Genomic DNA, 21,316 nt, shown 5'->3' with positions numbered 1-21,316 from the left:
GCCGTCAGCTTGCCGCCTTGACCGAGACGCCGGGGCCGACCGCGATCTCGGTGCCGTTGCCCAGCACGGCGATGAGGCCGCTGCTGGCAAGGCGCACGGACGCGACGGTGCCCGTCGTCTTGCCGTCGGCGGACGTTATCGAGCGCCCGATCAGCGCATCGGCCTGCGACAGCGCCGAGGACTGCATGATCTGGTCCAGCTTGGTATTGGTCTGCACAGACTGCTCGACCTGCGAGAAGGTGGCGAGCTGGGCGACGTACTGTGTCGAATCCATCGGCTTGGTCGGATCCTGGTTCTTCATCTCGGCGATCAGAAGCTTCAGGAAGGACTGGTAGTCGACAGCGGTCTTTGAGGTCTGCTGGCTGGCCTGATTGGTGCCAACCGGTATCGTCGTCGTCATGTCCACGGTCATCAGCGTGCTCCCACAGCCAGCGGACGCGAGGCGCCCGGAACGTCGTCATTGCCGCCCAGCGCGCGGCGTTCGAGCGGATAGAGCGACCGGATCGCCTTTAGCGCCTCGTAGATGTGGTCCTCGCCGACCATGCGGTCGATCTGTTTCAGCGCACTGCCGATCTCGGCGTCCTCGAAACTTGCAAGCAGCAGCGGCAGGGAGCGGCGGAACATTTCGCGCGCCTCGCCGGCGCCGGCCGGATTCATGAGCATCACCTGGAGGATGAAATACAGCTGCTTGAGCGGCGTCGAGGCGTCATCGGCCTGGATCACATGGCTTTCGAGCAGGAACTGCACGTCGTTCATCAGTTCGACGGTGACCTTGCGGTCGACGCGGATGACGGCACCGTTGATGTAGATCTTCTCGTTCGGCTTCAGCGATATCTTCAGCGTGTTGGTCATTGAATGCCGTCGCGGATGATCTGGGATACCTCGATCAGTCCCTCGAAATTCTGGGTGCGGCCCTGGCGGATGTCTTCCGCCTCGCGCAGCAGCCAAAGGCCGATCGAAATCAGGTTGGCGCGCAGTTCCTTGGGAAGCGCGTTGTCGTTGGAGCCGAGATCCTCGACAAAGGCGGTCCAGACGCGGTTGGTGAAATGCAGCGCCTCCACTGCCTCCATCGAAGCGGGGCCAAGGGCGGCGGCCGCCGCCAGCATGTCGATCGAGCGGGTCAGCAGCTCCCGTTCACGGTCCTTCGCATCGGCGACAGAGGTGCTCTGGATGTCGGCGTAGGAGAATTGGTACATCGTTGGCTCTACCGTTCCGGTTCAGAGTTGTCAGGTCAGGTAATTCAACAGGCTGAGCTGCTGGAGCCGCGCCGTCAATGCGAAGGAGGTCTCGATGTGCTGCGTCAGGTCGGCGACGCGGGTCGCGGCTTCGGCCGGGTCGACCGCTTCGAGATCGAGGATGTGGCGCTCGAACAGGTCGACCTGCGTCTTCATGCGGTCGACGGCGTCGGACACGCGCTTCTGGACGATACCGGTTTCGGACTGAACCTGGCCGATGCCGCTGAGCGCTTCGCCGACCAGCGACTGCGAGCGGCCGACGATGGTGTCCTTCGCCGCCTGGCTGATGTTGGTCGACATCAGGCTGGAGACCATGGCCGCCGCCATGGCGAGCTTCTTGATGCCGTCGCTGTTGGCGCTGGTCGAGGTCGCGGTGGTTTCGTTGAGCGCGATGCGGCTGACGATCTGCTGGTCGGTGGCGTTCGACCAGTTGGCCTGCCAGCCCGAACCGAAGAACTGCGGCTCGACGTCGTTGGTGATGAAATCGTCCATCTGGGCCGCGGTGATGTTTGCCGCGGCGGGGTCATCCGGCGTGAAACCGAAATTGGCGACGAAGGAGGCGTCGAAGGCAGCCTTGGCGGGTGATCCGGCCGCTGTGAAATCGTTGATCGGCTTGACGTCGGTGTTGGTGCCGGCAAACAGATACTCGCCGTTGACGCTGGTGTTGAGGATCGAGGCGAGCTGCTGGACGGCCGTCTTGCCGGCCGACTGGGTGAGGTTGGCGGAAGAATCGCCCGACGTTGAGGTGGTCAGGCTCGACAGCAAGGTCTGCGCGACGCTGGAGAGCTGGCCGAGCGAGGTCTGCGTCGAGGAGAGCCGGGCGGCCACCAGGCCGTTGGAATCGATAATGACATTGAGCCGGTCGAGATCGCGCGAGAAGGTTACGGACTGGGCGGTGCGTCCGCCCAGTGCCAGGCCGACATCGGCGACCCTGCCGGTGGAGGACTCCTTCGTGGCTTTGACGAGCTCGGCCTGCATGCGCATCTGCTGATAGCGCATGGCGTTCGAGAGAGCGGCCGAAGAGACTGAGGTCATGGATTATCCCACCGCGCTGAGCAGAGCCGCCAACATGTCGTCGACGGTTTTCATCATTCGGGCCGATGCCTGATAGGTATGTTCGAGATCGAGAAGCAGTGACATTTCCTGGTCGACATTGACGCCGGTCGCGTTGGACAGCGCCTCGGCGCTGCGCGACGCCAGGGCTTGCTTGGCGTCGGCTGCGGTCGAAGCCTGCTGGCGCACGCTCTGGAGCCAACCGATCGAATTGGCGGCATAGTCGGCAACGCTCGACGTCGCCGAAATCCCGGCGGCGGGGTCGAATGTCATCGGCTGATCGAGCCGGTCGCCATACGCGACCAGAAGGCTGGAATAAGAGGCGCCGCCAGTGTTGACGACATAGGCCGCGCCGTTGGCGCCGCCGTCGCGCAGCAGTGCCGGATTGCCGCCGGCGCTTGGATCCATGGCGGCATTGACGCTGATCGTGCCGGCAAGGCCATTGACCAGCGTGCCAGCGGCCGGCACCGCCGGCGCGCCAGACCAGGTGAACAGCCCGGCGGCGTTGGGCATTGACGGCGCGGTCTCGGCGAAGGCCGTGATCAGGCCGCGCGCGGTCTCGTCGAGCTGGCTCTGCATGGTCGAGGCGACGCCATCGCGCAATTGCAGCAAACCGGCAAGCTTACCGCTGGCGCTGGTGTTGCCGCCGGTTCCCGCCGAGATCGGCACGTTATCGATGTAGAGTGCGTTGCCGACGGTACCGGCGCTGTAGCCGGAGGACGGGGCGAAGCTGACCGTTCGCGGGATGGTTTCGAACAGCGTCGTGCCGTCACCCGTGGTGATGACCATGTCATTGTCGCCGCGCGTGAAGGTCGAGACCGGAACATAGTCCGAGATCTTCTTCAAAAGCGCGTCGCGCTGGTCCAGCGCATCGGAAACGTCGGTGCCGGAGCGCGTGCCTGATATGACAGCCTGGTTGGCATCCTGGAACTGGCTGAGCAGCGAGTTGAGATCGTCTACCGCGGTGGCGATCTGGCCGTCGGTCTGGGTGCGAAAGTCCTGAATGGCCCTGGAGCCTTCGTTCAGGGAGCGCACGACCTGCTTAGCCGCGTCGATAACGCTGGAGCCGAGATTCTGGTTGGACGGCGAGGTGGCATAGAGCTGCAGCGCCTGCTGCAAATTGCCGATCGCGGTCGAGGGAGAGGACGCATTGTCGACGCCATTGACCGAAACATCCAGCTGATCCAGGCCGCTATAGAGCGCGTTCTGGCCGCTGTATGCCGACAGGGCGCTGAGATTCTGGCGGAAGAGCAGGTCGTTGGCTACGCGCTGGATATCAACCGAGCGCGCGCCCGGCGCCGTGCTGGTGATGACGGCGATACGGCGCGTATAGTCCGGATTGGAAGCGTCGGCGACGTTGCGCGAGACAACGCTGGTCTGCCGAGCGGTGTTCATAAGCGCCGATTGGGCGATGCTCAATGCGGTGGAAAGCGACATGCGGGTCTTTCACGGGCGTTGCCCGGTTTTATCTCTTCAGGTTGACAAGGACGTCCATCAGGTCGGAACCCGTCTGGAAGACTTTCGAATTGGCGGTGTAGCTGCGTTGCGCCGCGATCATGTTGGTCAGTTCCTCGGCGATATCGACGTTCGAATTCTCGAGCGCGCCGGAGATGATGGAGCCGAGCTTGCCTTCATTGGCAAAGCCGACGCGGACCGCGCCGGATTCGGTGCCCTGCGAGTACACATTGCCGGGCAGCGCGGTGAGCTGGTCGGGACTCTGCACATCGGCCAGCGGGATCTTGTAGAGCGGCTTGGTGGAGCCGTCCTTGTACTGGGCGTAGATGGTGCCGTCCTTGCTGATCTGCACCTTGTCGATGGTGCTCGGCGCGTTGCCGTTGACCTGAGCGTCCGAAACCGTGAAGCCGGTGCCGAGCTGAGTCAATGCCGACAGATCCAGTGAAAAGGTGCTGCCGTTGGGCACGGTGAGCGAGACGCTGTCGACGGCGCCGGTGAGCTTGCCCGTGGTCGTGTCGAACGTCAGGTTGGCCGAGCCCAGTGCGCCGCCGGCGTAGGGGAATGACGTTCCGGCGGTCGCCTTCGACTGGTCGAAGACCGACACCTGCCAGGTGCCGGCGCCGGTGTTGGTGAAATAGACGTCGAGCAGCTTCTTGTTGCCGAGATTGTCATAGGCGACCATCGAGGATTTCGAGGTGTACTGCGCGCCTGCGGCGTTGGTGGTGGGCAGGTTGCCGGCCGCGACCGGCGTCGCGCCTGCGGGCAAGTTGCCGCTGTAGAGACCCTCGGTGCTCGGGGTCGCGGTCATTCCCTGGTCGGAGATGACGACCGGGACCAGTCCTTCAAAACCGTTCACCGTCGCCGCCGGCACGCCATTTTCGTAGCTGTAGGCCATCAGCTGGAAGCCGGCCGAGTTGACCAGCCTGCCCTGTCCATCGGGAACGAAGGCACCGGCGCGGGTCAGGAAAGGCGTACCGCTCGGGTCCTGGACGACAAAGAAGCCGTCGCCGCTGACGGCAAGATCGGAGACAGAGGTGGTGTATTGGAGCACGCCGGGATCGCTGACCGCCTGCCGGATCGTGGTGGTGATGCCGCCGGAATTATAGGCGCCGCCCGTCGATGGCATGACCAGTGTTGAGAATTCGGCGGATGACCGCTTGTAGCCGGTGGTATCGGAATTGGCGATGTTGTCGGCTGTCGTCGACAGACGGTTGGCCTGCGCGTTCATGCCGGAAACGCCGGTCCGCATCATCCCGTAGAGGCTCATCGAAATGTCTCCGCAATGTCCATGCCATTGGCAGCGAGGCTACGCGTCCTGTCTTGCGCGAGGCTGGCGCGGCGGTGCATCAGAACACCAGCCGGTAGCCGAGGAAGCGCTTGGAATCGATCGGATCGGTGCCCAGCTTCTCGCGCAGCTTCTTGCGCAGCTTGCTGATGTGGCTTTCCACCACGTTCTCCTCGACCTCTTCGTCGAAGATGCCGTAGATGGCGTTGAATACTTGGGTCTTGGTGACGCGGCGGCCGCGATTGCTTGCCAGATATTCGAGAATGCGGCGCTCACGGCGCGGCAAGGGAAGCGGCTGGCCATTGATTTCAGGGTCGCGGCCATCCATGAAGATGCGCATGGCGCCGATCTCGGTAAAGGCGGCATCTTCGTTGGCGCGGCGGCGGATGGCTGTTATGCGAGCCAGGATCTCGCGGATATGGACCGGCTTGCGGATGACGTCATCGACACCGCTCTCGAACAGCCGCAACGTGTTCTCCAGCGAATGCTGCTCGCTGAGAGCAATCACCGGGGCTCCGGTGCGGTCGCGGATCTGGCGCGGAGAGATCGCGCCTTCGCGGCAGTCGCCGATGAGGAAGGCCCGGACCGAGCGCAGATCGGCATCGGCGGCCGAGTTCACCCACTCGCCGAATTCGCCGGAAGCGAAGCCCGCGCAGGCGATGCCCTCGCGGTCAAAAAGTGAATTGTATCCGTCTGTCACGAGCTCTCGCTCGTCAACGATAACGATCATCGGCCCCGCCTCCGAATCAGCTCATCTGCCCCGTGGGGAAAGCCGTATCCGCTGGCAGGAATCCTGAACAACCGTCATTTCTTGTAACTAGTTTCTTGGGAGTCCGGAATCGCATCGGTTGCATTAGCATGGGGTGAGATATGCTTGGTGCTCCAAGTCCCGGCCAAGTCGAAGCGCAACGCCGAGACTTTGCGACCGATTGCATGAGATGCAACAATACACTCATGGATTGCAGAACGTGCGAGCGTTGCCGGTCCATTTGCCGAAGCCTGTGGCCACCATGTTTGATATCACGCGGCAGACATAGACCTTCTGCGCCGGGTCGTTGTCGGGCCCCGCGTGATAGCGGGCGACAGCCATCGACCAGGTCACGTGACGGGCATGAAGGCTGGCCAGGAAACGCGCCGCATAGTCGACATTCTGACGCGGATCTAGCATGTCCTCGACGCTGCGAAAATGCGCGCCGTGGTAGTGGTGATTGATTTGCATGCAGCCGAGATCAATCAGCGTCTTGCCTTCGCGTCGGGCATTGGCGAAGGTGGCAAGAGCTTCGGCGCGGCTTGTCGGGAAGACCGCTTTTCCTTCTATATTCAATGCGTTGGGCTGCAAGCTGCCCTTCTTGCCGGTCTCGGTCAAGCCGACGGCATAGAGGATGCCAGCCGGCACGCCGTAGCGGTCGGCGGCGCGCAGGATCTCCGGTTCGCAAGCATTGGCGGCGGCAGCGGCGGCGCTCGCAAGACTAGATAAAGATATCGCCGCCAGCGCGCTCGCGAGAAGGCGAAGCGGGGCGGCCGTGTGCTTGCGCGTCATCATTGTGTCTTCCGGCGGATCGCTGGCCCGGTTGCTGGCCGCCGGCGCCGCTGTTGCCGCCGCCGGAATTCCCGGGTTGAAAGGACGACTGGTCGCGGCCCGCCGCCGTCTGCAAGGATGCGGTCGCATCAGTGCGGGTCGTTGCGGGGGCCGCTACCGAAGGTTGTAGTATCGTGACCTTGTCAACCTCGAAGCCGAGTCCGCGCAGGGACTTGACGATGGCATCGCTATCAGAGGACAGCCGGTGGTAGGCGTCATGTGTTTGAGGCTTTAACTCAATCGAAAGTTGTTCTCCGGAGAGGCGAAGATTGGCGGTGACCATGCCAAGCTCGGCCGGATGAAGTTCGATCTTCAACACATGTGTCGCGGCGGCAACAGGGCCTGTCAGTTGCGCAGTTGCGGAGTGTGTCGAAAGCGTCGTTTTCGGGCCGCCATCGGCTGTTATGGCGCCGATCACGTTGAGGGCGGCCTGGCTCATCGGCGCCTGCGGCGGGGCAGGGAAGCTGCGCTCGGAAACCACGTCGATGCGCCCTGCCGCCGACAGTTGTTTTCCGGGCTCGTGCCGCAACGAGGACTGAACATCGGCCATGGATTTCAGCTGCGGTGCCGCCTGCTTCGGATCCAGGTCCGGCACTTCGGCCGGCGCTGTCTGGGGCAGTGGCCCGGCCGCGATCGCATTGTCGCGTTTTGGCCTGCCGGCGGCGTCGTGGACGGTCTGGCCATCGAGCTTGGTCAGCGACCCATCCACGAGCGATGTCCGCTCGGGCTTCGAGATCGGGTCGAGATCGTCATGCCCGGCGGCGGATTTCGGCCGGTAGGCCTTCGGCAGGAGCTGCCCGTCGAGCGCCGGTTCCTGTCCGGTTTCGTTCGTATCGGCCGGTCTGGCCGATGTCGAGAAATGGCGCAGGTCATGCAACGCGATCAGCAACGGCAGATGGTCTTCGAGCGGCGTCGCACCTGTCGCGGCCGCTGCGCCATCGGAGTCCTTGTCCGGCTCGGCGGTCTTGTCGTCCCTGGCCGTTTTCGTGGCCGGCATTCCGCTGGATGGGATCCTTGCCTTGCCAGCCGGCAGTGGCTCGTCCTTCTGCCCGGCAGGACCGGCGGCAAGCCTGCTCCAGCGCTCATCGCGCGATCCGGCCCCGGCTGCCGGATGCTTGTCCGGGTGGGCCGGGCCGGCCTTGTCGTCGAGCATCTTGCCGAAACCCGTGTCGTCATTTTTTCCGGTCGCCGCCGGCTGTTCCGCCGTCGTGCGCGCGGTGGTGATTCCCGGCAGCGCCGGACCGAGGCTGGGGGTCATTTCGGAGCGGCTCCAAGCATCTGGTCGATCAGGTCGAGCTGTCGACGGGTTTTGACCATGGCGGCATCGGTTGGGTCTGACGTGTCGGTGCTGGCCGCGGCCGCCGGCGCCGATGCCGGCAGGACAGTTGCCGCATCGCCCGGAGCCGGCGCGTTCGGCGCAACTGCCACTGTATCGCCGGATGGCGCGACGGCCGGCCGTTCGGACACAGCACCCTCGACGGGCGGCAATCCGGCGGCGTCGGCCGTCTGCGCGGCGGCAGGCTCGGGCTCGTGCGATGGCATGACCTCGGCAGGTGCCGGGCTGGCGGTCGGAAGGGAAGCGGGCGGCGCCACCACTTCGCCGGCGATGGCCTCGGCGGCGTCGAGCAGCGCGCGGTCGCCGTCCGACAGCCGGCTGCGGTCGATCTTGCCCAGCTTGGCGCGCACGTCCTCGATGGTACCCGATGTCACGGTGGACAGGCTTGAGTAGAGCAGGGCGCGCGGATCGCCCTGATTGGTGTTGCCGTCGCGGCCTTGCTCGGCCCGCGCCGAGGCGAAGGCGGACAGTTCGTTCAGGCCGTCGATCGCGGCGCGGCGGGCGATGCGCAGATAAATGACCTTCTCGCGCTCGGGATCCATCATCGAGGTGATATCGGCCAATTTGTCCTGGCTGATCGACATGTGCAGCTCAATCACGCCCGAGACGAAGGAGTCGGCGAACTGGCTGGCATAGGGCGAATAGAGATAGCGCTCGACATATTGTGTGGAGGCAAGCGCAAAGCGCGCCGCGTCGCGCTGCGCGACCGCAATGCCGACCGAGCGGCGCAATGCCGCCTCCTCGACCAGTGTCCCGGGGCCGAGCAATTTCGCCTCGTCGAGCAGCACCAGCGCCGCGGCCGGCTGGTCGCTGGCGAGCAGCGAACCCTTGACCAGGGCAAGGAAGGCGCCGAGGTCGCTGGGCTGCGCCATCGGATCGACCGGCTTCAAGGCTTCGATGGCCTCGCCGGGGCGGCCGTTCAGGTAATCGATGACGCCCCTGGCAAGGGCTAGATCCCGCGCATCGGCGGTGGCGCGCGACACGGCCGCCTCGACGGTCACCGAGTTGCCGCCGCTCATGCCGTAGACCAGCAGCGCGCGAAAATTCTTCGGATCCTTGAAATCGTCCTTGTCCGCCTCGCGCAAGCGCGTATCGATCATCTCCAGCAGCTTGGACTGCATCGGCAGCGCGGCGTGGTCGCCGACGGCGATACGGTCCTGAATAAGCTGTAACGAGCGCACCAGCTGATAGGGCTGCAACGAATCCTGCGCGAGGGCGGCCGTAGGCTGGCCGGCCAACAGCAAAAGGCCCATCAAGCGGCTGGTGAAGACCGCCCGCCTCATCCGCCGGTCGCCATCAGTATCTCGATGCGGCGGTTCACCGCCGACAGCGGATCGGCGGGGTCCTTCGGCTGGCGGTCGGCGAAGCCGGCGACTTCGGTGATGCGGCGCTCGTCGACGCCGCCGCGCACCAGCATGTAGTACGCCGAATGCGCGCGCGCCGTCGACAGCCGCCAATTGTCGTAGCCGGCGCTGCGGAACGGCCGCGCGTCGGTGTGGCCGTTGATGCTGATCGTGCCCTTCTGGCTGTTGACGATGCGGCCGATCTTTTCCATCGCCAGCACCAGTTCGCGGCGCGGCATCGCCGACCCGACCTCGAACATGCCGAAGTCGAGCTGGTCGGTGATCGAAATGACGACGCCCTTGTCGGTGGCTTCGACGGAAACCCCATCATGCAACTTGTCGCCAGGTTTGAAGGCATCGGCCAGCTGCTGCCTGACATCGGCCGCAGCCTTGAGCGCGGCCGCGCCCGGCTTCTTTTCGCCGGCATCGGGCTTGGCCGCCTCCTGGGCGGCGGCAACCTTGGCGTCTGCGGGTCCGGCGGTGCCGGCTTTCGCATCGGTGGCCTCGGCGATTGCCGTTGCGGGCTTGCCGTCCTTTGCCAGAGGCGCCGCGATGACCGGCGGCGCAGGCGGCACGGCCTTGACCTTGGCGACCTGCGCCTCGGCGGCCTTGTCGCCGGGCTTCACCGGATCACCTTCGATCCTGGCGCGCTGCGCGCTGGCCTCGGCGCCCGGCGAGGCCACCTGCTGAGACCAGAAATCAGGCTCGAACGGATCGCGATAGGAGGCGCCGCCGGAAGCGCCCGTTGCCGGGCCGGCACTCTGCGCGCCGCCATCGCCCTTCTGGCTGACGTTCTGCATGATGCCGGTGTTGGTGGCGATTTCCGAAAGCACCGCGTAGGGATCGGCGAACAGGTGTTCGTCGGACTGCTCCGACTGCTGCGGCTCCTGCTTTTCCTTTTTGGGATCGGATGAACCCGCGCCGCCAGCTCCATCCTGTCCGGCCTTGGTGGCCGCCTCTTCCGGATTGTCGGCGGTCAGCCCGATGGCGCGCGGACCGTCGCCGAGATCCTCCAGGCCCTTGCGGCTCGAGGTGCGGTCGACCAGCTTGACCGGATTGAAATAGCTGGCGACCGCCGCCTTGGTCTGTTCGTTGGCGGCGTTGATCAGCCACATGACCAGGAAGAAGCACATCATGGCCGTCATGAAGTCGGCGAAGGCGATCTTCCAGACGCCACCGTGATGGCCCTCCTCGTGGTCGTCATGGCCGCGACGCACGATAATGATCTCGTGCCTGGCCTGATCGGCATCGGCGACGCTCATGCCAACACCTGAGAGAGCGTTGCCGACCATTCGGCCATGCGCGTCTCGAACACCGCTTCGTCGATGGAGACCGTGAGATCGAAGCCGGGAGCTTCGATGAAGTCGAGATTGGCGGCGCGCGCTCCGAGCGACGCCTTCAGCGCTTCGAAAAGGGAAAGCGGGCCGCGAACGACTATGCGCACCGCTTCGCCATCGCCGACCGCTTCGCGGACCGCACCGGCAAGCGCTTCAAGCGAGCGCTTTTGCAGGTCATCACTGACGATGCCGCCGATGATGCGGGCGACCGTGGCGGCGACGAGGTCCGTCACGCGCGCCTCCATGGCATCAATGCGCAGCGAGACCGCCTCGCCGACATCGCCGCCGAAGCTCTCGAGAAAGGCCTTCGCTTCCTCGGCATTCGCCCGGCGTTCAGCGTCCATCGCTGCTTCGTGGGCAGCCGCAAGCCGCTCGCCAAGCGCTGCCTCCGCCTGGGCGACCGCTTCGGCGATCAGCGTGCCGATATCGGCTTGAGGCACGGCTGCTTCCGGCTCGTGCTCTGCGGCGGCCCTCGGCTGGCTGACACGTTGCGGGCGCGGGCCGAAATCCGGCAGGAGATCGAAAAGGGCTAGGGAAGGCATGGACTACACCGCAACTTCCTGGGCCGCCCATTTGCGCAGGATCTGCGCTGTGCGCTCCTCGTTGAGGTCGACCATGCGGGCAAGCCGCTCCTGCGGCGCGGGCCTGATCTTCTGGCGCAGGTCGTCGAGCGGCGTGGAGCCGGCCCGCACGCCCGGCAAGGCGCCGACGGCCGAGCCGGCTTCGGCGGAAGCCGTGCCCTCCGGCGTCGGCAGCGAGCGCTGGACCTCGTCGAAATTGGGACCGGCTATGGACGGCGTCGCCTTTGCTGTCAGGGCCGCCGCCATCGGGCGCAGGCCGAAGAAGGCCACCAGGAACACCACGACGATGAAGGCGCCGGCATTGATCAGCGTGCCGGCATGCTGGCCGACGGAATCGAGCATTCCGGCCTGCGGGACCGCCTCGCCGTCGAGCCCGTCGATGAACTCGACCGCCGAGACGTCGATGACATCGCCGCGCTTGTCGTCGAAGCCGGTGGCAGAGGTCACCATCTTCTGGATGTCGGCGACGCGCTTGGCGATCTGTTCGGGCGTGGCGTCCTTGCCCAGGATCGCCTTCAGCCGATCCTGGTTGACGACCACGGCGATGGACATCTTCGTGACGCTGTAGCCGTTAGAGACGGTGGCGATCTTCTTGGAGTTGATCTCGTAGTTGGTGATCTCTTCCCTGCGGTCGTTCTGCGAGGAGGATTGCGGACCCTCGGTGGCGGTCGTCTGCGTCTCGGGCAGGTTCTGCTCGACGCTGGCCGGCGTCGAGGCCTGCTTCTGGTTGTTGTTCTCGTTGGCGCGCACCGACTGCACCGAACGCTCGACGCGCGACTCCGGATCGAAGATCGTCTCCTCGGTCTGGCGGGTATCGGTGTTGACGTCGGCCTTGACGCTGGCGCGGAAATTGTCCGGGCCGAGATATGGGCTGAGGGCGCGCCGGATGTTGTCGCCGATCTGCGCCTCGACGGTCTGCTCGACGCCAAGCGTGCGGGCGGCACTTGTGTTGGAGGGATCATCTCCCGCCGCGAGCAGATTGCCGTTGGAATCGAGCACCGTCACCTTGTCGGCCGACAGGCCGGGAACGGCGGCGGCGACGAGATGGCGGATCGACATGGCGCTTTTCTCGGCGTCGATGCCGGCGTAGCGGATGACGACCGACGCGGAGGGCTGCTGCTCATCGCGGCGGAAATTGGCACGCTCGGACATGACGATATGGACGCGCGCAGCCTTGACGCCCGCGATCGACTGGATGGTGCGCGATATCTCGCCCTCCAGCGCGCGCACTCGCGTGATCTGCTGCATGAAGGAGGTCAGGCCGAGCGAGCCGACATTGTCGAACAGTTCATAGCCGGCATTGGCGCTGGTCGGCAGGCCCTTTTCGGCCAAGAGCATGCGCGCCTGCGCGGTGGTGCCGGCCGGGACCAGGACCGAGGTCCCGTCGGAGCCGACGTCGAAGCCGATGCCGGCCTCGCCCAGCACGAGGCCGATCTGGTTCACGTCGGCGCGGTCGAGCCCGACATAGAGCGTGTCGTAGGCCGGACGGTTGAGATAGACGGAAGCGACACCGATGACGCTCATCACCAATGCGGCGATGCCCGCCAGCATGGCCAGGCGCTTCACGCCAAACCCGCGGAGATTCGCGATGATGCTCTGGATCTGTTCCGGCACGGTCGACTACTCCCAGCATGACTGTCCGCTGGAACACTAGCCCTCGAAGCTTGTGCGAAAATGAAATCGGGCCGCGCTCGGCGCGCGGCCCGTCAACCTTGAGGTGAAGACGTCGAGTGAGCGGTCAGCTCTTGAACAGCGACAGGATCGACTGCGAGGAACTGTTGGCGATCGACAGCGACTGGATGCCAAGCTGCTGCTGCACCTGGAGCGCCTGAAGGCGGGTCGATTCCTTGTTCATGTCGGCGTCGACGAGCTGGCCGACACCGCGGTCGATGGAGTCCATCAGGCTCTGCGTGAAGGTCTTCTGCAGGTCGATGCTGCTCTTGGCCGAACCGAGGATGGTGGCGGAATCGGTCAGCTGGCTCATGACGTTGTCGATCTTGGTGATCATCTGGGTGATGATGTCGTCGGTCACGCCTGCCGCAGTGATGTCGAGATTGTAGGCGGAAATATTGTCGACCTTGGTAACCGCCCCAGCCGCGGTCTGGCCGGCGGTGTTGGCTGCGATATCCGTTGATCCACCCGCGATCGATGCCGCATAGGCGGTGTCATACAGGGTCTGCGCGGCCGCGGTCGAATAGACCGATGTCTTGCGGTCGAGAATGCCCTGGTTCTTGACCTCGCCGGCGAGACCGGAATCGAAAAGCTTGGTGCTCTCGACATCGATGTCAATCGTCCCGAGTTGGACGGCGCCGGACGAGGTGCGGTTGAACGAGGACACGATCTTGGAGTCGGGCTGGACGCCGTCATTGGCGGCCGACACCTGCTTGGAGATCACCGACAGGAAATTCGAACCGGAGAAGGTGGCGGCGTCGGCAAAGGATTTCATCTGCGCCTGAAGCGCCGTGATTTCGGTCTGCGTCTTTGCCTTGGCGGCATCCGTCTGGCCGACGGTCGAAAGCAGCTTGGTTTTGATCTTGCCGATCGTGTCCAGCACATTGTTCATGCCGGTATAGGCGGTGTCGACCTTCGACGCGCCGAGGCCGAGCGCATCCTGCACGGTCGAGAGCGCCTGGTTGTCGGAGCGCATGGTGGTGGCGATCGACCAGTAGGCCGCGTTGTCGGAGGCCTCGGAGACGCGATAGCCCGTCGAGACGCGGGCCTGTGTCTGCTCGAGCGACTTGTTGGTGGCGTTGAGGCTTTGAAGTGCAGTCAACGCCGCAGCGTTCGTCATGATGCTCGCCAAGAAACTCGCTCCTTCTCTAAGCCGGCATGCCCACAGGCCTGGTCGGCCTGCCCATCGGCTGCGATCGTGCCGGTCGGGCCGATTCGACAACCTGTCGTAAGCTATTGGTTAACCATAGCTAGCGCGATATGGTTAACGCCCTGTTAAAAGTCAGCTTTCGACAGTTAAGGAACGAGGATTGCGCGGGGCTGGAGCAAACGCAATCGGGCCGCGCTTTTGGCGCGGCCCGATATCTTGGTGCTGTTCGTGGATGGTGAAGGCGATCAGCCGCGGAAGAGCGACAGGATCGACTGCGACGAACCGTTGGCGATCGACAGCGCCTGGATGCCGAGCTGCTGCTGAACCTGCAGGGCCTGGAGGCGGGTCGATTCCTTGTTCATGTCGGCATCGACGAGCTGGCCAACGCCGCGGTCGATGGAGTCCATCAGGCTCTGCGTGAAGGTCTTCTGCAGGTCGATGCTGCTCTTGGCGGCGCCGAGCGTGGTGGCGGCGTTCGTCATGTCCTTGAGCGCGGCGTCGACGACGTTCATCATCCCCGAGATCTGGTCGTCGCTGAAGCCTTTGCCCGTTGCGGAGTCGAAGATCTTCAGGCTGGCGACCGAATAGGTGTCGCCGGCCGCAACGGTAGCACCAGCAGCCGGAGTAGCCGCCGTGGCGGTGACGCTGCCGTCGGTGCCCAGACGCGCGGCGTCGAGGATGCCCTTCGCGGTGCCGGCCGTGGTACCCGCCTCGTACAGCTTGGTGCTTTCCACGTTGACGTCGATCGTCGAGATCGATACCGCGCCGGAAGCGTCACGGTTGAAGGCCGAAACGATCTTGATGTCCGCCACGGACGTGCCCGTGCCGCTGTCCACGGACAGCATGTTGGTGCCGGAGAAGCTGGCGCCGTCGGCATAGGCCTTCAGCTGCTTCTGAAGGGCGGCGATTTCGGTCTGGGTCTTTTCCTTGTCGGCATCCGTCTGGCCGTAAGAGGCGGTCAGCTTGGTCTTGATCTGGTTGATGGTGTCGATCGCGCTGTTCATGCCGGTGTAAGCGGTATCGACCTTCGAGGCGCCGAGGCCGAGCGCGTCCGAAACGGTCGACATCTGCTGGTTGTCGGAACGCATCGTGGTGGCGATCGACCAGTAAGCGGCGTTGTCCGAAGCCTGGGAAACGCGATAGCCCGTCGAGATGCGGGCCTGGGTGGTTTCGAGGTTCTTGTTGGTGGCGTTCAAGCTCTGCAGCGCGGTCAGCGCCGAGGCATTGGTCATGATACTGGCCATGTCTACTCGTACCTTACTTTTTACAGGTGTTTTTTGACATACCGGATTGGCCGGTATGACGGAGCGGCATCATGCCAATGATCTGTCTGAGACCCGATCACCCGCCATCTGCGGGGAATATGGCGGCAAGTCCCTACCAAAGGACTAAACCGGACGGTTAATCGAAAAATATTGTCGAGAAAAACGGGAGGGCGCGGTTCGGCGCCGGGCGCGATCAGTTGAAGGAGCGCACCAGGCTGCCGACAAGCAGGTTCCAGCCGTCGATCAGCACGAAGAACAGGATCTTGAACGGCAGCGACACCACCGTCGGCGGCAGCATCATCATGCCCATCGCCATGGTGATGGTGGCGACGATCAGGTCGATGACCAGGAACGGCAGCACGATCAGGAAGCCGATCTCGAAGCCGCGCCTGATCTCGGAGATCATGAAGGCGGGCACCAGGATGCGCAGGTCGACGGTTTCCTTCGCAACGGTCTGGCCGCGTTCGCGCGCGAGGTCGGCGAACAGGTCGAAGTCCTTGTCGCGCACATTGTGCAGCATGAAGGTGCGGAAGGGATCGGAAATCTTCTCGAAAGCCTCGGTTTGGCTGATCTGGTTGTCCATCAGCGGCTTGACGCCGGTATTCCAGGCCTGGTCGAAGGTCGGTGCCATGACATAGAAGGTCATGAACAGCGACAGCGAAATGAGGATAAGGTTCGCCGGCGTCGACTGCAGGCCGATGCCGGCACGCAGGATCGAGAAGGCGATGACGAAACGGGTGAAGCTTGTCACCATGATCAGCAGGCCCGGCGCCACCGAAAGCACGGTGAGCAGGCCGAACATCTGGATGATGTAGCCGACGGTGGTGCCGTCGGCCTTGCCGATGCCGCCGAGGTCCAGTTGCTGGGCCGTCGCGATCGATGTGGCGGCGCCGAGCAGCGCCGCGGCAAGAAGAAATTTCTTCATTCGAGCAGCAACGTCCTGATGAGTACCTGCTTGGCATGCCCCTGGCTGCGGATCGAGGCGCGCTCCTCGATATCGGCCTTCAGGTGCTGATAGCCGCTGGCGCCTTCTATCTGGTGCATCTTCAGGGTGCGCACGAAGGCCAGAAGATCCTGATGGATCTCATCCGACATTGCCGGCGGCTGCGGCGCGTCGTAGACCACCGACACTTCCATCCTGATCCAGGTCTCGGCGGGCGAGGCGATGTTGGTGGTGATCGGCGCCAGCGCGACGAGTGACGGTCCCGTGCCGGGCTCTTGCGCGTCGGCGGGCTTGGGCACCTTGCCCTCGTTTTCCGGCGCGACGGGTACCGATGCCGGTGCCCCCACACCCTTGAGATAGCCGCCGGACAGCCAGCCCATGCCGATGGCGGCAGCCGTCACCAGGAGCAGCATGGCGCCCTGGACGGCAAGGGAAGGACCCTTGCGAGACGGAACCTGTTCGACGCTGGCCACGCTGCTGCGGTCTCCAATGCCCTAGAACGGAAGAACCTGGTCGAGGATCTGCTGGCCGTAGGCCGGCTGCTGGACCTCGCTGACGCGGCCGCGGCCGCCATAGGAGATGCGCGCCTCGGCGATGCGTTCATAGGAGATGGTGTTCTCCGCGCCGATATCCGACGGGCGCACCATGCCTGCGATGGTAAGCACCCTGAGCTCATAATTGACACGCACTTCCTGCGAGCCCCTGATCATCAAATTGCCATTGGGCAGGACTTCGGTGACGACGGCAGCGACGTTGAGCTCCAGGTTCTCCGAGCGCTTGATCTCGCCGTCCGCATTGGTTTCGGTGCTGGAGCTCAGGCCGGCGTCGCCCTTGCCGCTCGTGCTCTTGTCTTCCCATCCGAGCGTGACGTCGTAACCCAGCTTGCGCGAGGCGGTGCGGCTCCTGTCGTTCTGGTTCTTGAAGTTGGCCTTGTCGTTGAGCTTGATCCTGACGGTGAGAATGTCGCCTTCGCGCAACGCCCTGGGGTCGGTGAACAGCCGGCTCTGGCGATCGTCCCACAGCGAGAATTTCTTGACCGGCGCGGCAGGCGGCTCAGGATAGCTGTAGGGCGAAGCTCCTTCACTGCCGATGCCGGAACCGACCGGCGACAGTGAAGGCTCCCTGCCGATCTCCTTGAGATTGGTGCCGCAGCCGGACAAAGCTGCGACCGCGCACAGGATGAGCGTTCTGCGGATCATGACGGATCTACCCTTCGGGCTGCGCTGGCCATGATGCCGGTGAGCGTCGCCGCCGCCTTCTGGTCCATTTCGTTGAGGATGACGCCGGCCTTGCGCGAATCCAGCTTCATCAGGATGGCCGCGGCGAGATCGGCATTGACGATGGCCAGGCGCTCGGCCGCCGCGTCGGGCTTCATGCCGGCATAGATCTTGACGACGCTGTCCTCGGCCCGGGCTAGGAACACCTCGCGCCGCTTCAGCCAGGTCTCGTATTCGGCCCGCTTTTCGTCCAGTGCCTTCATGCGTTGGTCGATGCCGGCCTGGAGCTGTTTCAACTCCTCCGCCTGCAACACGTAGCGGCGGTCGCGGGCGGCGTCGGCTATGTTGGAGCAGAAGCGCTCGATCTCGCTTTGGTCGGGAGCCTTCTCCCGGGCCAACAGCTGCGGCGCGGGTGCGGGCGGCGCCCCCGGCAGGACCTGGCGGACGGCTTCCTCGGCATGCACGCCGCTGGAAAAGGCCGCCAGAGCGCAGGCCGCGAACAGGATCGCGGCGGGGCGGCATCCTTGATGGAATGAGGGGAAGAAGATCATCGGCATCGCCTATTGGAGAACCAGATCGGCTTGCAGGGCGCCGGCCGACTTGATGCCTTGCAGGATGGCAATGATGCCGTCGGGCTTCACGCCGAGGCGGTTGAGGCCGGAAACAAGGGTTTGCAGGTCCGGGCCGTCGAGCACGGCGACGCGCGCGTCGGGCCGGCTGGCGTCGATGGCGGTGAACGGCTCGACGGCGGTTTCGCCCTTGGAGAATGGTTCGGGCTGCACGACGCGCGGCGCTTCGGTGATGCGCACCGTCAGCGTGCCGTGGCTGATGGCCACGCGCGAGATCTTGACGTCGTTGCCGATGACGATGGTACCCGTGCGTTCGTCGATGACCACGCGCGCCGGCGTGTCGGATTCGACCACGAGGTTTTCGATCTCGGCGTAGAAGCGGGCCGCCGAGACGCTTTTCGGCCGCCTGATCTGCACGGTGCGGGAATCGCGCTCGGCCGCCACGCGCATGCCGAAGCGCTGGCTGGTGTAGTCGTTGATCGCGTCGGCGATGCGGATGGCGGTCGAGAAATCGGGATTGCGCAGTTGCAGCGTCAGTGTCGACTGATCGTCGAACTCGGCCTTCACCGCGCGTTCGACGATGGCGCCGTTTGGCACGCGGCCGGCTGTCGGCACGCCTTGCGTCAGCTGCTCGGCCTGACCCTGGGCGGTGAAGCCCGAAACGATGACCGCGCCCTGGCCGACAGCATAGATCTCACCGTCCGCCGCCTTCAGCGGCGTCATGATCAGCGTGCCGCCTGCGAGCGAGGTGGCGTCGCCCATCGAGGAGACATCGATGTCGATGCGCGCGCCCGACTGCACGTAGGGCGGCATGTTGGCGGTGACGATGACGGCGGCGACGTTCTTGGCGCGCGCTCTGCCGCCTTCGGTGGCGATGCCGAGATTCTCCAGCATGGCGCGGATCGACTGTTCGGTGAACGGCGAGTTGCGCAAGCTGTCGCCCGATCCGGCGAGGCCGATGACCAGGCCGTAGCCGACGAGCTGGTTGTCGCGCGAACTCTGCAGCTGCGCGATGTCCTTGATGCGCGAGGCGACCTGGCCCGGCGGCAGCGAGCTTGGCCCGGGCGAGACGCGGAACATGCGCGTGGTGGTGGCCGGATCATATTCAGGATCGTCATAGACGCCGCCATTCCTGGCGGCGAGTTCGCGCTTGGCCTTGGGCGTGAGGCCGTCGGCCAAGGCAGGCTGCAGGCCGAGCGCGGCCGCAAGCAGAAGAGCAAGCGGACGCATCATGAAGCGCTGACCTGGATGGTTCCGTCGGCCATCACCGTGCCGGAGAGAATCTTGCCGCTGTCGCTGTTGCGAACCTTGATGAGATCGCCGGCCGAGCCTGGCTGCAAGGTCACGGCGGTGGCCGATATCGTCAGTCCGCCGGCGATGAAGAAGACCTGCACGGCTGCGCCCTGCTCGACCAGCCAGGCGTCGCGAATGGCGGCGGCGGGGATGTAGCGGCCGGGCAGCAGCGTGCGCTTGGCGATCTTGCCCTGGAGTTCCTCGGCAAGGGTCGCCACCGCGTCGGGCTTGTGCTTGCCGGGGATGAGGGTCACCTGCTTGAGGGCCGCGAGCTCGATGGTCTCGCCGGGATAAATGACCCGGTTTGGGATCAGCACGACCTCGCCGGCAGGCTGGCTGCTGGCGATCTGCGTTGCCGACCGGTTGGCCGCGTCCTGCGCGAAAGCCGGCATGCCGCCGGTCACCAGCGCAAGGACGAGCGCGGTGCGGCGGAACGCGGAGCAGGAGACCGGACCGGCCATTGTCGTTACCTGATGTTCTTGGAGACGACCGAGGCCATGTCGTCGGCGGCCTGGATGACCTTGGAATTCATCTCATAAGCGCGCTGCGCCGAGATCAGTTCGGTGATTTCCTTGACCGGGTCGACGTTGGAGGCCTCGAGATAGCCTTGCTGGATGGTGGCAAAGCCGGGATCGCCCGGCACGCCGGCATTGGCGGGGCCGGAAGCGGTGGTTTCCTGGAACAGATTGTCGCCGAGCGGCGCCAGTCCCGCTTCGTTGGCGAAGTTGACGATCTGGAGCTGGCCGAGATTCTGCAGATCGGTCTGGCCGTCGATGCGGGCGAAGACCTGGCCCGTCTTGTTGACGATGACCTCGACGGCGTCGACCGGGACGTTGATCGCTGGAATGACGCTGGCGCCGTCCACCGTCACCAGCTGGCCTGTGGCGTTGGTGTTGAAGGCGCCGGCGCGGGTATAGAGCGTGCCGCCATCGGCGCCTTCGATCTGGAACCAGCCCCTGCCGGTGAGCGCCATGTCGAAACTGTTGCCGGTGCTGGTCAGTTCGCCCTGGGTGTGGACGTTGCGCACGGCGGTGGTCTTGACGCCGAGGCCGATCGAGACGCCCTCCGGCACCAGCGAAGCGTTGGAGCGGTTGGGCACGCCTTGCGTGCGGTCGACCTGGTAGAGCAGGTCGGAGAATTCGGCCCGCGCCCGCTTGTAGCCGGTGGTGTTGATGTTGGCGATATTGTTGGCGATGACTTCCAGATTGGTCTGCTGGGCGTTCATGCCGGTGGCGGCGATGGCGAGTGCTTTCATGGCCGAACTCCTCAGATGCCCATGCGGCTGACTTCGAGATAGGCCGAGACCACCTTGTCGCGGATGGCGACGGCGGTCTGCAGCGCCTGCTGGGCGCTCATCACGGCATCGACGACCTGACGGGTGTCGGCGTCGCCCTTAAGCGCCTGGACCGAGACCTGCTCGGCGTTCTGCAACGTGTTGACGGTCTTTGTGGCCGCCTGGCTCAGCGCCTCGGCGAAGGAGGTGCCGAGGTTGCCTGCGGTCGCGGGCGCAACGCCGCCCTGAAGCAGCTCAGTCGCCGTGTCGCCAAGTCCAGGCTTCAGGTTTAGCGCGCCGATGCCGTTCACGATCATTGGTTCCTCATCAGGTCGATGGTCATTGAAATGAGATCGCGCGCCTGCTTCACGACTTGCAGGTTAGCCTCGTAGGAGCGGTTGGCCTCGGTCATGTCGGCCATTTCGATCAGCACGTTGACGTTGGGCATCTTGACGTAGCCCTTGTCGTCGGCGGCCTCGTTGCCGGGCTGGAATTCCACGGGAAAATCGCTGGGATCGCGGTCGATCGAGTTCACTTCGACCGTTGAGCTGCCAGTGGTCCGGTCGAGCTCCGAGACGAAGCTGATGGTCTTGCGGCGATAGGGGTCGGAGCCGGGGGTGGTGCCGGTCGACTGGGCATTGGCGAGGTTTTCGGAAACTACGCGCAGCCGCTCCGACTGGGCGCCGAGGCCGGAGGCTGCTACTTTGAGGGCTGCTGTGAGCGCGTCCATG

The 21,316-nt window shown here is 64.6% G+C and carries 24 protein-coding genes; all 24 read right to left on the bottom strand.

Annotated features, from left to right (window positions below):
- Positions 1–4: 4 nt before the first annotated feature.
- The 24 genes from flgD to flgC all read right to left on the bottom strand — a co-directional run bounded on the left by flgD (position 5) and on the right by flgC (position 21,315).
- Positions 5–412, bottom strand: coding sequence for a flagellar hook assembly protein FlgD (flgD, locus tag FJ951_RS03650; protein ID WP_140513649.1), 408 nt, complete (start codon positions 410–412; stop codon positions 5–7).
- A complete protein-coding gene (flbT, locus tag FJ951_RS03645) occupies positions 412–852 on the bottom strand; it encodes a flagellar biosynthesis repressor FlbT (protein ID WP_140496233.1) in 441 nt (146 codons plus the stop codon). Before flbT ends, flgD begins: the two co-directional genes overlap by 1 nt.
- Positions 849–1,196, bottom strand: coding sequence for a flagellar biosynthesis regulator FlaF (gene flaF / locus FJ951_RS03640; protein WP_140496232.1), 348 nt, complete (start codon positions 1,194–1,196; stop codon positions 849–851). The genes flbT and flaF overlap by 4 nt, the downstream gene beginning before the upstream one ends.
- A gap of 30 nt (positions 1,197–1,226) precedes the next feature.
- A complete protein-coding gene (locus FJ951_RS03635) occupies positions 1,227–2,270 on the bottom strand; it encodes a flagellar hook-associated family protein (protein WP_140496231.1) in 1,044 nt (347 codons plus the stop codon).
- A 3-nt stretch (positions 2,271–2,273) separates the two neighbouring features.
- Positions 2,274–3,725 (bottom strand): flagellar hook-associated protein FlgK, encoded by a 1,452-nt coding sequence (flgK, locus tag FJ951_RS03630; RefSeq protein WP_140513648.1) that lies wholly within the window; start codon positions 3,723–3,725, stop codon positions 2,274–2,276.
- Positions 3,726–3,753: 28 nt separating this feature from the next.
- Positions 3,754–5,010 carry a flagellar hook protein FlgE gene (locus FJ951_RS03625; RefSeq protein ID WP_140513647.1) on the bottom strand — a complete coding sequence of 419 codons (1,257 nt, stop codon included), beginning with the start codon at positions 5,008–5,010 and terminating at the stop codon, positions 3,754–3,756.
- A gap of 79 nt (positions 5,011–5,089) precedes the next feature.
- Positions 5,090–5,758, bottom strand: coding sequence for a response regulator transcription factor (locus tag FJ951_RS03620; protein ID WP_140496228.1), 669 nt, complete (start codon positions 5,756–5,758; stop codon positions 5,090–5,092).
- Between the two features lie 222 nt (positions 5,759–5,980).
- A complete protein-coding gene (locus FJ951_RS03615; RefSeq protein WP_181167718.1) occupies positions 5,981–6,568 on the bottom strand; it encodes a transglycosylase SLT domain-containing protein in 588 nt (195 codons plus the stop codon).
- Positions 6,498–7,865: a flagellar hook-length control protein FliK gene (locus FJ951_RS03610; RefSeq protein ID WP_140513646.1), complete on the bottom strand. Its 1,368-nt coding sequence runs from the start codon at positions 7,863–7,865 to the stop codon at positions 6,498–6,500. Before FJ951_RS03610 ends, FJ951_RS03615 begins: the two co-directional genes overlap by 71 nt.
- Entirely contained in the window at positions 7,862–9,226 is a 1,365-nt protein-coding gene (locus FJ951_RS03605) for a chemotaxis protein MotC (protein WP_140513645.1), read from the bottom strand. The genes FJ951_RS03610 and FJ951_RS03605 overlap by 4 nt, the downstream gene beginning before the upstream one ends.
- On the bottom strand, positions 9,223–10,548 hold the full coding sequence (locus FJ951_RS03600) for a MotB family protein (RefSeq protein WP_140513644.1): 1,326 nt from the start codon (positions 10,546–10,548) through the stop codon (positions 9,223–9,225). Before FJ951_RS03600 ends, FJ951_RS03605 begins: the two co-directional genes overlap by 4 nt.
- Entirely contained in the window at positions 10,545–11,165 is a 621-nt protein-coding gene (locus FJ951_RS03595; protein ID WP_140513643.1) for a hypothetical protein, read from the bottom strand. The genes FJ951_RS03600 and FJ951_RS03595 overlap by 4 nt, the downstream gene beginning before the upstream one ends.
- 3 nt (positions 11,166–11,168) lie before the next feature.
- Positions 11,169–12,818, bottom strand: coding sequence for a flagellar basal-body MS-ring/collar protein FliF (gene fliF, locus FJ951_RS03590; RefSeq protein ID WP_140513642.1), 1,650 nt, complete (start codon positions 12,816–12,818; stop codon positions 11,169–11,171).
- A 124-nt stretch (positions 12,819–12,942) separates the two neighbouring features.
- On the bottom strand, positions 12,943–14,007 hold the full coding sequence (locus FJ951_RS03585; protein ID WP_140513641.1) for a flagellin: 1,065 nt from the start codon (positions 14,005–14,007) through the stop codon (positions 12,943–12,945).
- A 263-nt stretch (positions 14,008–14,270) separates the two neighbouring features.
- Complete coding sequence (locus tag FJ951_RS03580) at positions 14,271–15,269, bottom strand: flagellin (RefSeq protein WP_140496221.1); 999 nt, start codon at positions 15,267–15,269, stop codon at positions 14,271–14,273.
- 214 nt (positions 15,270–15,483) lie between these two features.
- Positions 15,484–16,215 (bottom strand): flagellar type III secretion system pore protein FliP, encoded by a 732-nt coding sequence (gene fliP, locus FJ951_RS03575; protein WP_140513640.1) that lies wholly within the window; start codon positions 16,213–16,215, stop codon positions 15,484–15,486.
- Entirely contained in the window at positions 16,212–16,706 is a 495-nt protein-coding gene (locus FJ951_RS03570; protein ID WP_140496219.1) for a flagellar basal body-associated FliL family protein, read from the bottom strand. Before FJ951_RS03570 ends, fliP begins: the two co-directional genes overlap by 4 nt.
- Before the next feature lie 21 nt (positions 16,707–16,727).
- Positions 16,728–17,432: a flagellar basal body L-ring protein FlgH gene (flgH, locus tag FJ951_RS03565; RefSeq protein WP_140513639.1), complete on the bottom strand. Its 705-nt coding sequence runs from the start codon at positions 17,430–17,432 to the stop codon at positions 16,728–16,730.
- A complete protein-coding gene (locus tag FJ951_RS03560; RefSeq protein ID WP_181167714.1) occupies positions 17,429–18,007 on the bottom strand; it encodes a MotE family protein in 579 nt (192 codons plus the stop codon). Before FJ951_RS03560 ends, flgH begins: the two co-directional genes overlap by 4 nt.
- A gap of 3 nt (positions 18,008–18,010) precedes the next feature.
- Positions 18,011–19,252: a flagellar basal body P-ring protein FlgI gene (locus FJ951_RS03555; RefSeq protein WP_140513637.1), complete on the bottom strand. Its 1,242-nt coding sequence runs from the start codon at positions 19,250–19,252 to the stop codon at positions 18,011–18,013.
- Complete coding sequence (flgA, locus tag FJ951_RS03550) at positions 19,249–19,773, bottom strand: flagellar basal body P-ring formation chaperone FlgA (RefSeq protein ID WP_140496215.1); 525 nt, start codon at positions 19,771–19,773, stop codon at positions 19,249–19,251. Before flgA ends, FJ951_RS03555 begins: the two co-directional genes overlap by 4 nt.
- Before the next feature lie 5 nt (positions 19,774–19,778).
- Positions 19,779–20,567, bottom strand: coding sequence for a flagellar basal-body rod protein FlgG (flgG, locus tag FJ951_RS03545; RefSeq protein WP_140513636.1), 789 nt, complete (start codon positions 20,565–20,567; stop codon positions 19,779–19,781).
- Positions 20,568–20,578: 11 nt separating this feature from the next.
- On the bottom strand, positions 20,579–20,902 hold the full coding sequence (locus tag FJ951_RS03540; protein ID WP_181168599.1) for a flagellar hook-basal body complex protein FliE: 324 nt from the start codon (positions 20,900–20,902) through the stop codon (positions 20,579–20,581).
- Entirely contained in the window at positions 20,899–21,315 is a 417-nt protein-coding gene (gene flgC, locus FJ951_RS03535) for a flagellar basal body rod protein FlgC (RefSeq protein WP_140496213.1), read from the bottom strand. Before flgC ends, FJ951_RS03540 begins: the two co-directional genes overlap by 4 nt.
- Position 21,316 lies beyond the last annotated feature (1 nt).

It is taken from the genome of Mesorhizobium sp. B2-2-3 (assembly GCF_006442405.1).
GTDB lineage: Bacteria > Pseudomonadota > Alphaproteobacteria > Rhizobiales > Rhizobiaceae > Mesorhizobium.
This window is presented reverse-complemented; position numbering and strand designations above follow the sequence as displayed.

Coding starts and splice junctions, on each gene's coding strand:
- FJ951_RS03580 (WP_140496221.1), bottom strand. CDS start 15,269: ATGGCCAGTATCATGACCAATGCCTCGGCGCTGACCGCGCTGCAGAGC.
- FJ951_RS03600 (WP_140513644.1), bottom strand. CDS start 10,548: ATGAGCGTCGCCGATGCCGATCAGGCCAGGCACGAGATCATTATCGTG.
- FJ951_RS03540 (WP_181168599.1), bottom strand. CDS start 20,902: ATGATCGTGAACGGCATCGGCGCGCTAAACCTGAAGCCTGGACTTGGC.
- flgK (WP_140513648.1), bottom strand. CDS start 3,725: ATGTCGCTTTCCACCGCATTGAGCATCGCCCAATCGGCGCTTATGAAC.
- flbT (WP_140496233.1), bottom strand. CDS start 852: ATGACCAACACGCTGAAGATATCGCTGAAGCCGAACGAGAAGATCTAC.
- flgH (WP_140513639.1), bottom strand. CDS start 17,432: ATGATCCGCAGAACGCTCATCCTGTGCGCGGTCGCAGCTTTGTCCGGC.
- FJ951_RS03635 (WP_140496231.1), bottom strand. CDS start 2,270: ATGACCTCAGTCTCTTCGGCCGCTCTCTCGAACGCCATGCGCTATCAG.
- fliP (WP_140513640.1), bottom strand. CDS start 16,215: ATGAAGAAATTTCTTCTTGCCGCGGCGCTGCTCGGCGCCGCCACATCG.
- flaF (WP_140496232.1), bottom strand. CDS start 1,196: ATGTACCAATTCTCCTACGCCGACATCCAGAGCACCTCTGTCGCCGAT.
- FJ951_RS03625 (WP_140513647.1), bottom strand. CDS start 5,010: ATGAGCCTCTACGGGATGATGCGGACCGGCGTTTCCGGCATGAACGCG.
- flgD (WP_140513649.1), bottom strand. CDS start 412: ATGACCGTGGACATGACGACGACGATACCGGTTGGCACCAATCAGGCC.
- flgC (WP_140496213.1), bottom strand. CDS start 21,315: ATGGACGCGCTCACAGCAGCCCTCAAAGTAGCAGCCTCCGGCCTCGGC.
- FJ951_RS03555 (WP_140513637.1), bottom strand. CDS start 19,252: ATGATGCGTCCGCTTGCTCTTCTGCTTGCGGCCGCGCTCGGCCTGCAG.
- FJ951_RS03605 (WP_140513645.1), bottom strand. CDS start 9,226: ATGAGGCGGGCGGTCTTCACCAGCCGCTTGATGGGCCTTTTGCTGTTG.
- FJ951_RS03610 (WP_140513646.1), bottom strand. CDS start 7,865: ATGACCCCCAGCCTCGGTCCGGCGCTGCCGGGAATCACCACCGCGCGC.
- flgG (WP_140513636.1), bottom strand. CDS start 20,567: ATGAAAGCACTCGCCATCGCCGCCACCGGCATGAACGCCCAGCAGACC.
- flgA (WP_140496215.1), bottom strand. CDS start 19,773: ATGGCCGGTCCGGTCTCCTGCTCCGCGTTCCGCCGCACCGCGCTCGTC.
- FJ951_RS03620 (WP_140496228.1), bottom strand. CDS start 5,758: ATGATCGTTATCGTTGACGAGCGAGAGCTCGTGACAGACGGATACAAT.
- FJ951_RS03560 (WP_181167714.1), bottom strand. CDS start 18,007: ATGCCGATGATCTTCTTCCCCTCATTCCATCAAGGATGCCGCCCCGCC.
- FJ951_RS03595 (WP_140513643.1), bottom strand. CDS start 11,165: ATGCCTTCCCTAGCCCTTTTCGATCTCCTGCCGGATTTCGGCCCGCGC.
- FJ951_RS03615 (WP_181167718.1), bottom strand. CDS start 6,568: ATGACGCGCAAGCACACGGCCGCCCCGCTTCGCCTTCTCGCGAGCGCG.